General features: G+C 36.6%; 16 protein-coding genes. 14 read left to right on the forward strand and 2 right to left on the reverse strand.

The window, feature by feature from the left end; translation table 11 throughout:
* Positions 1-236: 236 nt before the first annotated feature.
* From BN986_RS09055 to BN986_RS09070, 5 genes are all read left to right on the forward strand, one after another.
* Positions 237-1,562 (forward strand): spore germination protein, encoded by a 1,326-nt coding sequence (locus tag BN986_RS09055; protein WP_040979488.1) that lies wholly within the window; start codon positions 237-239, stop codon positions 1,560-1,562.
* Positions 1,549-2,622, forward strand: a complete 1,074-nt coding sequence (locus BN986_RS09060; RefSeq protein ID WP_040979489.1) for a GerAB/ArcD/ProY family transporter — start codon at positions 1,549-1,551, stop codon at positions 2,620-2,622. Before BN986_RS09055 ends, BN986_RS09060 begins: the two co-directional genes overlap by 14 nt.
* Positions 2,612-3,730: a Ger(x)C family spore germination protein gene (locus BN986_RS09065; RefSeq protein WP_040979490.1), complete on the forward strand. Its 1,119-nt coding sequence runs from the start codon at positions 2,612-2,614 to the stop codon at positions 3,728-3,730. The genes BN986_RS09060 and BN986_RS09065 overlap by 11 nt, the downstream gene beginning before the upstream one ends.
* 213 nt (positions 3,731-3,943) lie before the next feature.
* The gene (locus BN986_RS27885; RefSeq protein WP_262362462.1) at positions 3,944-4,072 is read left to right on the forward strand and encodes a hypothetical protein; all 129 of its coding nucleotides are present in this window, start codon (positions 3,944-3,946) and stop codon (positions 4,070-4,072) included.
* A 14-nt stretch (positions 4,073-4,086) separates the two neighbouring features.
* Positions 4,087-4,476, forward strand: a complete 390-nt coding sequence (locus tag BN986_RS09070) for an NUDIX hydrolase (RefSeq protein WP_040979491.1) — start codon at positions 4,087-4,089, stop codon at positions 4,474-4,476.
* A 397-nt stretch (positions 4,477-4,873) separates the two neighbouring features.
* Here BN986_RS09070 and BN986_RS09075 read toward each other — a convergent pair whose 3' ends face one another.
* Positions 4,874-6,175: an MFS transporter gene (locus BN986_RS09075; RefSeq protein WP_040979492.1), complete on the reverse strand. Its 1,302-nt coding sequence runs from the start codon at positions 6,173-6,175 to the stop codon at positions 4,874-4,876.
* A gap of 332 nt (positions 6,176-6,507) precedes the next feature.
* On the opposite strand from BN986_RS09075, the gene BN986_RS09080 reads away from it, so the two are divergent.
* The 7 genes from BN986_RS09080 to BN986_RS09110 all read left to right on the forward strand — a co-directional run bounded on the left by BN986_RS09080 (position 6,508) and on the right by BN986_RS09110 (position 12,969).
* Positions 6,508-7,371 (forward strand): sugar-binding transcriptional regulator, encoded by an 864-nt coding sequence (locus tag BN986_RS09080; protein WP_187378540.1) that lies wholly within the window; start codon positions 6,508-6,510, stop codon positions 7,369-7,371.
* Between the two features lie 25 nt (positions 7,372-7,396).
* The gene (locus tag BN986_RS09085; RefSeq protein ID WP_040979494.1) at positions 7,397-8,392 is read left to right on the forward strand and encodes a 2-hydroxyacid dehydrogenase; all 996 of its coding nucleotides are present in this window, start codon (positions 7,397-7,399) and stop codon (positions 8,390-8,392) included.
* A gap of 18 nt (positions 8,393-8,410) precedes the next feature.
* Positions 8,411-9,889: an FGGY-family carbohydrate kinase gene (locus BN986_RS09090; protein ID WP_052400725.1), complete on the forward strand. Its 1,479-nt coding sequence runs from the start codon at positions 8,411-8,413 to the stop codon at positions 9,887-9,889.
* Positions 9,873-10,502 (forward strand): class II aldolase/adducin family protein, encoded by a 630-nt coding sequence (locus BN986_RS09095; protein WP_040979495.1) that lies wholly within the window; start codon positions 9,873-9,875, stop codon positions 10,500-10,502. Before BN986_RS09090 ends, BN986_RS09095 begins: the two co-directional genes overlap by 17 nt.
* Before the next feature lie 297 nt (positions 10,503-10,799).
* Complete coding sequence (locus tag BN986_RS09100) at positions 10,800-11,288, forward strand: PTS sugar transporter subunit IIA (protein ID WP_040979496.1); 489 nt, start codon at positions 10,800-10,802, stop codon at positions 11,286-11,288.
* Positions 11,289-11,490: 202 nt separating this feature from the next.
* Positions 11,491-12,441 carry an acetamidase/formamidase family protein gene (locus BN986_RS09105; protein ID WP_040979497.1) on the forward strand — a complete coding sequence of 317 codons (951 nt, stop codon included), beginning with the start codon at positions 11,491-11,493 and terminating at the stop codon, positions 12,439-12,441.
* 222 nt (positions 12,442-12,663) lie between these two features.
* Positions 12,664-12,969 (forward strand): hypothetical protein, encoded by a 306-nt coding sequence (locus BN986_RS09110; RefSeq protein ID WP_244444979.1) that lies wholly within the window; start codon positions 12,664-12,666, stop codon positions 12,967-12,969.
* Between the two features lie 343 nt (positions 12,970-13,312).
* Here the strand turns inward: BN986_RS09110 and BN986_RS27345 are convergent, their stop codons facing one another.
* Positions 13,313-13,486 (reverse strand): hypothetical protein, encoded by a 174-nt coding sequence (locus BN986_RS27345; RefSeq protein ID WP_187378541.1) that lies wholly within the window; start codon positions 13,484-13,486, stop codon positions 13,313-13,315.
* Between the two features lie 136 nt (positions 13,487-13,622).
* Between BN986_RS27345 and BN986_RS09115 the strand changes: the two genes are divergently transcribed.
* Positions 13,623-14,552, forward strand: coding sequence for an SDR family oxidoreductase (locus tag BN986_RS09115; protein WP_052400726.1), 930 nt, complete (start codon positions 13,623-13,625; stop codon positions 14,550-14,552).
* A gap of 280 nt (positions 14,553-14,832) precedes the next feature.
* The gene (locus BN986_RS09120) at positions 14,833-15,729 is read left to right on the forward strand and encodes a superoxide dismutase (RefSeq protein ID WP_040979498.1); all 897 of its coding nucleotides are present in this window, start codon (positions 14,833-14,835) and stop codon (positions 15,727-15,729) included.
* Positions 15,730-15,800 lie beyond the last annotated feature (71 nt).

Below are 15,800 nucleotides of genomic sequence, written 5' to 3' on the forward strand. Positions count from 1 at the left end.
CTATCCAGCCTCCGAATCGTATTCTTTTATAGATAATACGAGAAAAAGGAGGAAAGGTTTCTTATAATTTACGCTTTATCATGGAGAAAAGCCTGTAAACCTCTCTCTCTGAATGAAGTTTCGTTTTATCCCCGCTCGTTAAAAAAAATAGTAAGAACAGAGAAGCGTATTTTTTGTATGAAAAAGCACTTCCTGGCTCATAACTAAAAGATAAGATAAGTGAAAGGATGCGGAGAATGGATTTCATCAATCAGATAGAAGAGTTGAAACAGAAGAATAAAGATTTGCAAATGAAGTCCGTCATTATTAATGAAATTCCTTATGATGTGATTGGGTTTGAAAGTTTGGTCGATTTTTCGGCCACATGGGAAATGGTGGAGACATTGGTCCGGCATGAAGAAGAAAAATCATCGGAATCAATCGGTCTTCATTTCCCAAATACATCCTGGAAGAAAATAGATTTCAATAAACAAATTAAAACATTATATGAAGGGAAAGTAATCATTTGGAATCGTGCGGAAGAAGTGTCATTGATTATCGATCCCGTTTCCCAACCTCTTTACAGGAGTATCGAGGTTCCTGTTAATGAATCGATTATTTACGGGGCAAAGGATGCTTTTACGGAGAATAGCCAACAGAACATAGGGCTGTTGCGAAGTAAATATCAATCAAAAGATATTGAAGTAATTACAACACAGCACGGAAAAAGAAACCGCCGCTTTTCTTTTCTTATTTTAAAAGGGACGACAGAGGAACACATGGTAGAGATGATTAAAAAGAGAATCGAGGATTATTCAAATGAAATCAAACAAGTGAAAGACATTCATGTTGCATTTGGCTTCTCTAAATTTTCATTAATTACAAGAGTAAACTCTACAGAGCTTCCTGAAAATGCTATGGAATACATAGAGCAGGGGAAAATTGTATTCTTTATGGATGGCTATCCGTTTGCGCTGGTGTTATTTAACACAGTATTTGATGTGTTTAAGCAGCCAAGTGACAGTAACTATCTGAGTGCATTTGTATATTCTTTATATCTCCTTCGTATTGTCGGAATTATGATTGCTGTATTATTGCCAGGGTTATATGTAGCACTGATTACAATCAATCCGGAAATGTTAAAAGTGCAGCTGGCTTTGTCAATCACAGAGAGTCGTCAGTTCGTCCCTTATCCTGCCTTTATTGAGATAATTATTATGTTGCTCTTGATTGAATTGATTACCGAGGCAGCAGTCCGTCTCCCTCTCTCGATATCCAATACGATTGGCGTGGTAGGCGGTATTATTTTAGGACAGGCGATTGTGGAAGCCAGCCTTGTAAGTGGTGTATTAATTATTATTATTGCTGCTACGACGATTGCCAATGGAATTGTCGTTAATTTTGAAAATGGGATCACGCTGCGTTTGATGAAGTATATTATTGTTGTTTTCTCCGCCTTGTTTGGAATTCTCGGGCATGTCATCGGTCTGCTGGTTTTATGCTCCTATATAGCCCGTATCTCGAGTTTTGGAGTTCCTTATGTCCGGTGGAAAAAGGAAGGGGTTCAAAGTGAAAATCAATAATTTATTGATTATAATCTATTTTTTAATTACAAATATCGGAGTGATGTTTCTGCTGTTTCCCAGTCTTATCCTGGATACAGTAGATAACGGGCATTGGCTGATTGTTCTCATACATGGACTTTCACACGTTGTTCTTTTTGGTGTTTTATTGCTTGGTGTGTCCAAGTTGAAAGAACCTAATATTTTACAAATTTTGCCGAAAAAACGTTGGCTCGTATCTCTTACTTTACTCGTTCCCTTAGGTCTTTTCATAATTGGAACAGTGATTGTTTCCATCCGAACTTATGCAGAGTTTACTACGGTATTATTCTTGAATCAGACGCCAATGTTTTATGTCATGGTTATTTTCATTACAACGGCTGCTTATATTGGTCTTGGTTCGATGGAAAGTATTTTCCGGACGACCTTTTTAATAGCAGCAGCTTCTTCATATGTCATTGTTATTATTTTTATATTATCGTTTTTCAATGCAGAATGGTATAACTTTTTCCCGGCAAAGGTGAGTAATATGGATTTTTTATTTGAAATGCCTTTTATTACAGGATTTTTAATATTATCTCCAACCTTTTTATTTATAGCTTTTTTACCAAAGGGGAAAAAATTCAATTACAAAACAGTCTTCTGGTTTTCGTGGTTTATCATTCCGTTTATATTTATGGCTGCTTATTCACCCATGCTGGTATTTGGAAATGAAATAGCGCGAAATTTTACTTTTCCATATATAGAAATGCTAGCTACTGTTGATATCGACTGGTCTATCTTTGAAACACTGACTAGCCTTTTTGGATTAAGCCTGTTAATCTACGCAACATTATTTTTAGGGATGTTATTGCATATTTTACGGATGTTATATCAAAGTATGTTTCATACAGGCAAGCTCCATGCTTCAATTGCACTAGTTATTATAGTTATCCTCATAACAATTGTAGCAAATATGATTTCTACATGGGAGCAAGTACAGTCGCATATTATTTGGATATTGCCTCTTCGCTTTTACGCAATTATCAGTCTGCTGATATTCATTTTTTGGATAGGAAGAAGGAATAGACATGAAACGTAATTATTGGATAAAGATAATCATTTCTTTCATGCTGCTGGCTTTATTAAGTGGATGTTGGGATTCCAGAGATATTAATTACCGTTCTACGCCTATTTTAATGGGGGTAACCAAAGATGAAGATTTGTATCAAGTGTATTTGGTTATCCCAGTCTCCGTGGTTTCTGAGCAGAGGAATTTAGCTAAGGTGGACGGCAAAGGAGCTACGATTGTTGACGCTATTGAACAACTCAAGAAAAAAATTGAAACAACCATTGATTTAGAACATATCGGTTTTATTGTTTTAGATGAAGCACTAGGGGAGGAGGGAATTGGAAAAATCATTAATACCTTCATGCGCATGCGTGATATGCCGGCAACACCAACTGTGGCATTTACCAAAGAAGATATGGATACCTATATTGATCAGATGATCAACACGTTTCAAAAAGTTGGAGTACCTATATTTGGTTTTTTGGAAAAGCAGACCGGGTGGGAAATTTATAATCCCGAAGTCAGTCTATGGCAGGTATATAGGGGCATTCACTCGTATACCTCAGATATTGCAATCCCAATTATTAGCTCAAATGAAAATTTGGAACTGGATTACTTTGGTGCATCTGTTCTAAAGAATGGAAAAAACATTGAAACATTGGATTCTTTAGAAGTGCTGTTGATGAATTTATTAAATAATGAAGAAAACGTTATTAAAACGTTTATAACGATTGATGAGACAACGGATGTAGAGCTTGTTGAAAGAGATGTAGAGTACGATTACAAACATCATGGAGATGAGATTGATTTAACCATCCAATTAGAATTTGTGATGATTGTTGCCGAAGCAGAGGATCATTTAAACGATGAAGATATCCAGAAAAAGTTTGAAGAAAAAGTAAAAAAAGATACAGTTCAGCTTGTGAAAAAACTGCAAGATAAACATGCAGATGTCCTTGGAATCAGTAATCGAATCAGAAAAAATTATACCCATAATGAGCTGAAAAACTTTCTGGATGAAATATACCCGCATATAAATGTGGACGTAGAAGTGGAGGCGGTCATCGAGAATAACGGTAAGATAAGAAATTTAAATAATGATGATTTTGAAGACTGGGATAAGCAGGAGCAGGAATAACTGGGAAAACTTCAGGTATCATACCTGGGGTATCTGAAGTTTTTACGATGCTTTGAATCCATTTGCATGTACCTATTTCATCTAAACTTTTCTGAATTACGTGTTGTTTTTGATATAATAGCACTTATTCGATGGTAATAGAAAAGAGAATTCTGGTTCTCTTTGCCGCGCTGTTTATTCCTTTCCCAAACCTTCTGCCGGGCGTTGACGTGGGTGGTGGAAAGAGACGGAGATGCCTGGTCGAAACTCGGGTTAACAGATACTTTCTTTTGCTCAGTTATTGTGACTATGACGATTGCGAAAAGTATCTTAGGGTCTGGCATAGAAGGGGATACGTTATAAAAAGAGGTGTATGGATGAGAAACAGGAGTGCTGCGGTGATTATTCAGGAGAATAAAATAGCATTGATAAAAAGAGTACGTGAGAACTTAACTTATTATGTGTTCCCGGGAGGCGGTATAGAAGAAGGGGAGACTCCCGAGCAAGCTGCTATTCGGGAAGCATATGAAGAATTGGGAATCCATGTCAGAATTACAGAGCTTTTCGATATTATATATTTTAAAGGGAAACAATATTATTTTGCAGCAGAAATGATAGGGGGCGAGTTTGGGACGGGAAAAGGAGAAGAATACACAAATTTTTATCGGAAGAGAGGGACTTATCAGCCGGTGTGGGTAAAGCTGGATGAGCTGTTTTGTTTGGAGGTACAGCCGAGAGAAGTTGTGGAGAAGCTAATAAGGAGTTAGTGTTTAGCTAATTGTTGCACCCTGTTTAGAAATTAAGAAGAGCCGTATTTGGTCGTTACAATGAATTATAAAAATGGATGAACTTAACTTATATGTGAGCTCATCCATTTTTAACGAGATATTTTTAAGAATTTATCACGGAGAAGCGTCTGTAAAACTCCCGCCTCAAAATAAAGCGTGAAAATAAATTTATTTAGGCGGGAGATCAGGTGAGCTAACTCCCTGAATCACTTAGGCTAACGCAGTGGGAGAATGAAGGAAGCAGACTAAGTTCGCGACATCCTGGGACTGGGGCTGGCACTGCGATTACTCGCCCCATCGTAAAGAGTTGTGCGTCGAAAAACTCCCACTGAGTGAAGTTTCGTTTTATCGGATGTAACTGATTTTTAGATCAAACTTAAGAAAGTTTTATTTCTTCATCTGCTAAGGAATCATCTATATCTTGAGCAGATGAAATGTTAGTGTCTATAGTAAGGAATTTAGTTAATAATGCTCCCAAAAGGTAAATAGCAGCTAAAACCCAAACTACCCCAGTAGAACCTATAGGGCCAATCAATAATCCGACAAGTGCTGGACCTACAAAAGTTGGTAATCCGGCACCAAGGTTTAAAACAGACATTGCAGCTCCTTTTTCCTTTTTTACTAAGGAAGGTATTAAGGCGGAAAGTGGAACATATCCGGCTAAAAATGCTCCTAATAATATTGTCACAATTAGTAAAGCAGTTGCGTTTCCTGGGAAGAACTGAGGGACATAGTAAAGCGCTAATGTGCTTAGAGCTGTTCCAACACCACCAAACCACATAATGGTATTTCTCCAGCCAAGTTTATCACCGACAAAGCCGAAAATTAAATTAAAGATAATATTTGCTGTGAACAGGGTTCCCCAAATTTTCAGCCATTCTTCGGTCGTGTAGCCGAGCTCAATCATATATAAAGGAATAAATACTGGAAATGCAAATGTAACAAGAGAATTAATAACTCTAACTACCCCACCAACAAAAACTTTTGGTTCTTCCTTCATAATTGTAATTCCGCTAAGCAACTCTTTTAATTTGCTATCTTGATTTGGGTCGCCAGTATCGTCTTTTTTGATTTTATCCCGGTTTAATACAAGCGCAAAAAATGCTCCAATTAGTGCCCAAAGCACAGATGTCCATAATGTTGGAATATGACCAATGGCAGGGATTAGATAACTGGAGGAAAAAGCTCCCATTACAAATAGACCACCAGAAAATACAAACCAAAACCACCCCACTGCTTTTCCTAAATTTTCTTTTGGACTGCTATAGGAAATCCAAACAAGAAATGAATAAGCAAATAAAGGATAACCAAATCCTCTTAATGCGTAAGTGGGAAATAAGATTGCTTCATTCATACTGGATAAACCTAATGAAATAAAGCTTATTGTTCCAGCTAAATACAAGATCAATCCGAGTGTCATCGTTTGTTTAGGACCAAGCATATCGACAAGAACACCTGAAAACCAAGCTGCAATAGCTACGGTAATCCCGTACACTGTTAATAATGAAGCTGCCTGTTGAACTGTGAAACCATTATCTACTAGATAGGGGCTGATCCAACCTTGTTCAATTCCATCACCAATCATAAAAATCAAAACACCTAAAAATCCCCAAGCTAGATTAGGTGGAATACCTATTTTGTAAAGAAACCCTTCATTTTGCTTTTCTAATTCATTCATTATTATTCCTCCTTTTTATAAAGCGCTTACAAATAAAATCGAAACACTTGAACATATGTCCAAAATATGATATTTTGTTATTGTGTAATAGAATATTATCATCAATGATAAAAAAGTACAAGATAGTATTTTCGGAAAATTTAAGTTTATGTTTTTCTTTTTAATCCTATTTTTTTAGCGTTTTTATTTAAATTTTTAGTATTAACTATTGAATATTTGAATTTATTTACTATAATGAGGTGTATAAGCTTATGGACAAAAGTATTAATAATGAACAAAATACCAAAAGAGATTTTTTAGAACGAATATCTCGAATGTATTATGTTCTAGAAATGAATCAAAAAGAAATTGCTGAACAATTAGATATCGGACGATCTTCCGTTGCGCGTTTTCTAAGTGAAGCAAAACAAGAAGGAGTGGTGCGTTTCTATATTACTTCTAACATTGATAATCTAAGAAGAAGTGATTTAGAAAATGAATTAGTAACGAAATATAAGCTGAAAGACGCTGTTGTTGTTCAAAAAAACGGAGATAATATGTACGAAATGATAGTTGGGAATTATTTGAATAGCATCATCCCATATCAAGGCTCATTAGGTTTAGGGTTAGGAAGGACAGTGCACAAGGTTGGAAAATATCTGCATGTATGTGATGCAAGACCTGATTTGAAAATTGTTCAGATGACTGGGAGTATTGGAAGAATGGAAAATGAAATCCCTTCCACTTCACTAATTCAAAATTGGGCTCAGGCGTTAAATGCAAAACCTTATTTCTTACCTGCTCCAGCTCTTGTTGAATCTAAAAAAGTAAAGGAATACTTTTTGAAGGATAAAAATATAGAGTCTAGCTGTAATGAGATTAGAAATATTGACATTTCGATTGTCAGTATTGGAGATGTAAGTCCAGATGCAACAATACTAAGAGGAAATCTAGATCCTGAATTAACAAGTGAAATGCTAAAAAAACATAGTGTTGGAGATATCTTACTTCATTTTTTTGATAAACAAGGTAATTTTTCACTAAACCATATTTCAGACAGGGTTTTAGGAACGGAGCCTATTGATCTTTTAAGAATTCCGACTAGAATCGCGTTAGCATATGGTGAGGAAAAAGCAGATGCGATAAAAGGTGCTTTAAACGGCAGACTTGTAAATATTTTAATTACCACAGATGAAACCGCAAAATTACTTTTATAATGATTAAATCTAAGGAGGAAGAAGAATGAATATTTTAATTACAGCTCCTTATAGCGAAGATGCTATGAAGGAGCTGGAACAATATAATGAAAAAGTGATATACAAACCATGGAAAGCCAATGGAAGAGGTTTTAATGAAGAAGAACTTCTTAAATTATGCAAAGAGAATGATATTGAGGGACTGATTACAGAAGTTGATGATGTAAGCAGTTATGTGATAGAAAATCATAAACTTTCCTTTATAGGAGTTTGTCGTGCTAATCCTGTAAACGTTAACATTGATGCAGCTACGCTAAACAAAATCCCGGTTTTTAATACTCCAGCACGGAATGCTCAAGCTGTAGCTGAATTATTTATTGGCAATGTCATTTCTTTTATGCGAAATATCATTCCAAGTAATAAATGGATTGAAGAGAATAATTGGTCATCTGAAGAACTTAGTGCATACTTGGAATTTAAAGGAAATGAGTTAGCGGGAAAAACGGTGGGATTTGTTGGTTTTGGTGCAGTAGGACAAACAATAGCAAATTTAATTAAGCATTTTCCTTGTGATATACAGTATTATGATCCATTTGTTGAAGATTTGCATGCGTCTTATAAAAAAACATCTCTAGAAGATTTATTTGCAAAAAGTGATATTGTTTCGATTCATTTACCAGTAAATGATGCTACTAAAAATCTAATTAATAAAGAACTGCTTCAACTGATGAAACCTGATGCTATTTTTGTAAATACGGCTCGTTCTGCAGTAGTAGATACAGATGCATTGATAGAAATTTTATCTAACGAATCGATTAGAGGGGCTATTTTAGATGTATTTGATCATGAACCTCCAAGAGAAAAAGACTATCAGCTTATCAAATTGCCTAATGTACTTGCAACACCCCATATTGCAGGGGCAAGTTATGAAGTAGAAAATCATCACGCTGCAATTATGAATAATAATTTAAAAAAGTGGAAACAAGAAGGAGTTTCCCCGAATATATTTAACCAAAAGAAACTTGATAACGTAATTCGGTAATGAGAGGAGAGGACTAATATGCAAAAAGGCTATTTAATCCTAGATATTGGAACTGGTAATGCAAGAGTTGGTATAACAACGATTGATGGGAAACTTATTTCCTTACAGACAGCAGATGTGCAGTACCATAAAGACAGTGATTTTCCAGATGCAGTTTCGTTTCATACAGAGGGGATGTTAAAAGATATCCGGAATATGATTCAAACAGTGCTAGAAGAAAGTCGAGATATAGAAATTACTGCAATTCTTTCAACCAGCCAACGAGAGGGTATTGTTTTGATAGATAAAGAAGGAAAGTCCATTATTGGTTTCCCTAATGTAGATAATCGTGGAAGAGAATGGGAAGAAGAAATTACAGAATTTGATACTGTCTATCAAAAGGCAGGTAGATGGCCAGTGACTGTATTTTCAGCTTTAAAGCTTGTTGGAGTCAGAGAAAGACAACCTGAATTATGGAATCAAATAGCAGCTTTCACAAGCATAAGTGATTGGATTGGTTATGAATTTACGAATCACCTCGTTTACGAAACTTCTCAAGCATCTGAAACATTATTATTTGATATTGAACAAGGAGAATGGTCAAAGGAGCTTTGTGAAATATTTGGGATCAATCAAGATTGGCTTCCGGAAGTGAAACAAAGCGGGACTATCTTAGGAAAGGTAAATCAACAAGCATCAAAATACTTTGGTGTAAAAAAAGGTATACCATTTATCGTTGGAGGAGCTGATACCCAACTTGCAGCTAAAAATGCGTTGCCTGAAATCGATGATATTGTGATCGTGTCTGGTACAACAACACCTATAGTCAAAATTGTAAGCGATTACCAAACGGATAAACAAGCTAGGTGCTGGGCAAATCGTCATGTTCATGAAAATGAATTTATTATCGAGACGAATGCAGGTGTTTCAGGATTAAATTATCAGAGACTTAAAAAAGTATTTTTTCCAGATAAAAGCTATGAAGAAATGGAAGAAGAAGTGCTAGCTATACAACATCCCAATGTTATAGCATCCTTTGGAACTTTAGTGTTTGATAAAAACTTACCATTGTTAAAAGGTGGTTTTTATATGGATGCTCCAGTGCATCATGAAATTACAGCGGCAGATTTCGTTTATGGAATCCTTTTTGATATTGCTAGTTCCATTAAGTACAACTTTGATGTACTAATTGATATATCACCAACATCCAAAGAATATGTGTATGGGTGTGGCGGAGGATTTAAGGGGATGGTTTTACCACAAATGCTTGCTGATTTGCTCGGTAAACAAATCATTGTAAAAGAAGGGTACCGGCAAGCATCTCTAATGGGCGGTGTTATTATTTGCAATGATGCTTTAGGAGAGGTCAATAATGTAAAGGAATCTGCCAAAATATTTTACCCTTCAAATGAGAATAAATTAAGAGAACTTTATCAAGCATGGTACAACTATAGAAATGATATTAATGGTTTAAATAAAAATAAAGGAAGTGGAAAAGATTATGTCCATTCAAAATGAACTAGTAAAGATAGCGAAGCAATGTTATGATACAGGATTAACAGTAGGAACCTCTGGGAATGTAAGCGTTAAAGAAGGGAAAATGATGTACATCACACCATCCGCTCTTCCTTATAATGAAATGACAGAAGAAGATGTTTTAGAAGTAGACCTTACAACAGGTGAGGTTGTGAAGGGATACCGTAAACCTTCTTCAGAAACGCCGATGCATACAAATATTTATTTACAAAAAGAAAATATTAAAGCGATTGTTCATACACATTCTACCTATGCAACCATATTTGCCTGTGCACATAAGGCAATTCCTCCAGTACACTATACAATTGCAGATATAGGTAGAGAAGTTGCAGTTGCACCTTATGCTAGATATGGCTCTGAACAGCTTGCAAAGTATGCTGTGGAGACACTTGGAGATGCAAATGGCGTTTTATTAGCTAACCATGGTGTTGTGGCAGTCGGCAGTACATTAGCAGATGCATATAGAAGGGCTGAAACAATTGAAGAGGTAGCGTTGCTTGCCTATGGGAGTAACACATTACACAGTGTAAATCCGTTAACAGACGAAGAACTTGATGAGGCTTTGGAAGGTTTTAAAACGTATACGAGTAATTAAAAGAAAAGTAAGGATGCTAAAAGTATAGGGTTTAATGTATTTAAGATGAAATACGTCTATTCTTTTATATAAGAATGCGTTTTAAAAGAAGCAAAGAATTATAAGCAAGGGCTTTTAAATGAAAAATTAAACTTATTAAATAGTTTTTTGTTGTATGTGCCCTGAATACTCACCCTTAATATCTACCTTTAGTTTTATACATTTTGATCTATTTATGCAATAATCTTTCTAGCTCTCTAAAGTAATTCTTCGCAACATATGATAAAATCAATATATATAAATCTTGGAGGGATAGTTATGTTTGGGAAGCTTTTTAAAAAGAAAGAGAATCAGGAAATTGAATTGTTTGCTCCAGTTGATGGAGAAGTAATTCCTTTAGAAGAAGTACCTGATCCGGTTTTTGCTGAAAAAATGATGGGAGATGGAATTGCAATTAAGCCATCTAACGGTAAAATTGTATCACCTGTTGATGGAGATATTGTACAAGCCTTCCCGACGAAACATGCTGTAGGGATTAAAACCAGCAATGGAGCTGAAATTTTAATTCATATTGGATTAGAAACAGTTGCTTTAGATGGAGAAGGGTTCACCATCCATGTTAAAGAAGGAGATAAAGTCAAAAAAGGCGACGCGCTTGTTGATGTAGACCTGTCTGTTGTAGGTGAAAAAGCTGCAAGTACTATTACACCAATGCTTATTACAAATATGAGTGATATTGAAGCTTTAAATAAGCAAGACGTGAAGCAAGTCAGCGCAAGTGAAGATGTCGTTCTTACTGTTAAATAGAAAAGGGCAAGGTTGATTTGGAAAGAGCAGCGATTTTTTCAGTTAAAAGTGGAAAAACGCTGCTTTTTCTATTTTTTTAATAGTATTTAGATGTAATAAGGCTCTATTTTATAATATAAAAAGATAAAGATTTGAAAAGAAGATATGTTATATTATTACTTTTCAAAAAAATTCGATATATTGAAGTAAAAGGGGTTTTTACATGGCGAAAACACATATCTGTCCAACGGATATAGTACATTATACTTGGCACAAAAAGCATGAACCAATTCTGACAATTGATAGTGGTGATACAGTTATTTTTGAAACGAGGGAAGTAACAGATAACCAATTTAACCTTCAATCAACGACGGAGGCAATTGCAACGCTTGATTGGGATCGTGTATATCCTCTTGCTGGTCCGGTTTATGTAAATGGGGCAGAGCCGGGAGGCACACTGGCTGTTGAAATCCTTGATTTGAAGGCAAAATCGTGGGGATGGACTGCTGTTTTACCAGGGCTGGGTTTATTAGCGGAAGATTTCCCGGATGCTTATTTGCGTACTTTCGATTTATCTGATGGAGAGTATATTCATTTTAGAGAAGATATTAAAATACCTATTGAACCATTTCTTGGAACGATGGGAGTTTGTCCGAAAGATGCGGATGGGAGTCCTATTATGCCCCCAGGAACATTTGGAGGAAATATAGATGTACGTCAGTTAACGGTAGGGGCAACACTTTATTTACCTATCCAGGAAAAAGGTGCCTTATTCAGCTGTGGGGATGGACATGCTGCTCAAGGTGATGGAGAGGTTTGTGTTTCTGCTTTAGAATGTCCGATGTATTCCAGCTTGAGATTTACGTTAATTAAAAAGGCTGTTAAAACGATTCCGGCTCCTCAATTCCAAACAAAGGGAGCTTTGACTCCGAAAGTAAATGATAAAGGATTTTATGGTACAACTGGTGTTGGACCAGATTTAATGACAGGCGCTCAGGATGCGCTTCGTTCCATGGTAGATTATATTTCAGAAACCTATTCCCTTGAGAGAATAGATGCATACCTCCTTGCCAGTCATTGTGTAGATTTGAAAATCTCTGAAATCGTCGATGCAGGGCAATATGTCGTAAGCGCACTGCTGCCACTTTCTATATTTAAAGATTCTGTTGAATAAGTAGATAGCCTATTAATTATTGATGACTTTCTCTATTTATCACAGAGAAACGACCGTAAAACTCCCATTGAATGAAGTTGCGTTTTATGTTATCTGATAACTCCGGGAAAAACTCACAAACTTATCAAATCACTCAAAGGGAACATTTAAAATAGGAGTTGCATAGGCTGCACAGTAGGGAATTTACCTAAAAGACTTCCATTTATAAGTGAGGTGGCTAATTTGTCTAATCCATTTAACCCGAATCAGCATATGGATTTTTATAATCAGCAGCAACATCCCCGAAATTATCAGCAACAGCCAAACATGGGACAACATTCAATGGAGCAGCAGGTTTTATCTGCAGTGAATCCAGTTATCAACCATGGGATGCGAGAAGCACAACATCTCGGCTATCCGCATGCATTGAGAGAAGCTGTAGCAATAGCATATTTGATGGGGCAGGGACAGGATTTTCAATCAGCGTGGCAAATGGTAGAGTCTTGGTGGAGACCGCAAACTCCTACACAGCCAGGGACTTTTTATTAAGAAAAACATAATGAGTAATGAAAAAATACCGATTTCAAATCGGTATTTTTTATTGGAATTGTCATCATAGGATGCTTTTCAGCAGGATCTATTTCACAACTTTATTTTATGGAAGCGGAGTAAGCTCTGCGTGAATCAAATTTTTCTATGTAGTGGCTAATATTAATCTAACCAAAGAATAATATTAGCTAAAAGAGGGCATTTCTGAAGTCCTTAGATGATGAATAGTAAGATATCGACCTAGCCTTTGTTTTGAATGTCGTCTTCCCTTTCCACTCCATTTTTGCACCCACTAAAATATAAAGGATTATTTGTTTTCTATTCATCAAAAAATTAAACAGGATCAGATAATTGGATAATACTGCTCGTAAACAGGGTGAATAAAATAAGGCGGTCTTGGCCCGATTTTCGGTAATTGGTACATATGCTGGTTTGCTGCATACAATACATTCACTTTTTTATTGGAATGATTCACTAATAATAGTGTCGCCTCTGGATTATAATCGTATTGCTGCATAACAACTTCCTCCTCGATTTCCTTCTCTTTTATACTTTATTCAACTTTTTCGGATATGGAACTGTCTCACATTTTTCACTATATTCGCCCAAGTGTCATAAATTAACCCATCTAGAAGCTTTCAAGGAGGATAAGTATGACACAGGATAAATCAAATGAACCAACAGATTCACAATATCCAATGTATCCAAATTACGGGAAAGTAACGCAATATGAAGAGGTTGCTTTGACTGTGCCGGAGCAGCGTCAATATCGACAGCCAGGGCTGGAAAAATGGATGGTACCCAGACCAATTATTGAAAATAAAAATGAAAAAGGCAGCAATAAGCTGGTTGGTAAGGCTGTACTAATTACTGGAGGAGACAGCGGGATGGGAGCAGCGGCTGCGATTGCTTTTGCCAAAGAAGGCGCAGATGTAGCTATTTCTTATCTGGATGAGCATGAAGATGCAAACCGGACGAAATATCGAATTGAAGAGCTTGGACAACGCTGCTTACTACTTCCGGGGGATGTAAGAGATAAGCGCCAGTGCTCTCATATTGTAGAGAGAACAGTTGAAACCTTTGGTAAATTGGATGTTCTCTGCAATCATGTTGGAATTCAATTTCAGCAATTAAGTTTGTTAGATATTACCGATGAACAATTTGACGATACGTTTAAAGTGAATGTGTATTCTCATTTCTATACAACACGTGCTGCCCTTCCGCATTTGAAAGCAGGCAGTTCAATCATTAATACAGCATCTGTAGTCGCCTACGAAGGGAATAACCAATTACTGGACTATACTGCAACAAAAGGAGCTATAGTCAGTTTTTCAAGAGCGCTGGCAAACAATTTAGTGGAACAGGGGATTAGGGTGAACGCTATCGCTCCTGGACGTATATGGACCCCATTAATCCCGTCCAGTTTCTCTGCAGATGAAGTGACACTGGCCGGAAATCCTATGCAACGGCAAGGTCAACCTTTTGAAGTAGCACCTGCTTTTGTTTATCTCGCTTCGGATGCTTCCCGTTTTGTAACAGGGCAGACACTGCATGTGAATGGAGGACAATGGACATCGTCTTAAAAGGAAAAATAAGATGCATAATAATCATGAGTCTCTTCATTTAACAGGTACTTTATATTTGATTACATGAGCCAAGAGGGTAGACAGCTAGTGATGCAGTTATTCTTTTACGTTAATCGCTATTTGCTTCCCTTCATTTTCCAAGATAATCGTCTCTAAATAAAAATATCTTTGTAAAAGTTAACTCAAACGTTTGTTTAACAATGTATTTTACAACTATTATCATACTATCTCCTTTTTGCATATAGTATTAACGACTAATTTGAGGGAGGCTTTTTCATTGTCAGAGTATCTGCAATCAATAGAATTATGGTGTGATGAGATTTTGCAAACATATCGTGAAGCAAGTGATCTTTTTCAGAATGGTATCCATCAAGAAGAATTAGATGAATGGGAAAAGGAATTCAATCAATTTCAAGAAGAGCTTGCAAATAACCAAGATATAGAAGAACAGGAGGCTTACAACCAAGCGAACCATTTATACACAAAATTTAATCATTATCTGGAACAGCATACGGATGAAAAACGAGCAGAAGGGAATCGCGAAAGAGTGGTTCCAATTGGCGGTCATACACTACCGCCGCTGCCATATAGCTATGATGCTTTAGAACCTTATATCGACCGCCGAATTATGGAGCTGCATCATGATAAGCATCATCAGAGTTATGTAGATGGTTTAAATAAAGCGGAAACGGAAATGCAGCAAGCGCGTTGGGACAATAATTATGATCTGATTAAACATTGGGAAAGGGAAGCAGCGTTTAATGGTGCAGGACATTATCTGCATACGATATTTTGGAAAGTGATGAGCCCGGACGGTGGAGGCGAGCCTACAGGAGATTTATTGCATGAAATCGAGCAATCATTTGGAAGTTATGACCAATTTAAAGCGCATTTTACAGAAGCGGCAAACCATGTAGAAGGCGGCGGCTGGGCTATCTTAGTATGGTCCCCGCGGGCAAGGCGCTTAGAAATTCTTCAGGCGGAAAAGCATCAGAATTTAAGTCAATGGGATGTCGTGCCTCTTCTTGTTCTTGATGTGTGGGAGCACGCCTATTACCTGCAATATGAAAATGTGAAAGAAGACTACGTGGACAATTGGTGGAATATCGTAAACTGGACAGAAGTAGAGAATCGTTTTAATAAGGCAAGACAATTGAAGTGGCAGCCTTTTTAATAAAGGAAACGTTTTAGCATCCTCTTGCAAGGGAAACGCATTCGTAAGTATTGATATAGAGAGGGTGCTGT

The organism is Oceanobacillus jeddahensis, assembly GCF_000750635.1.
Classification (GTDB): domain Bacteria; phylum Bacillota; class Bacilli; order Bacillales; family Amphibacillaceae; genus Oceanobacillus; species Oceanobacillus jeddahense.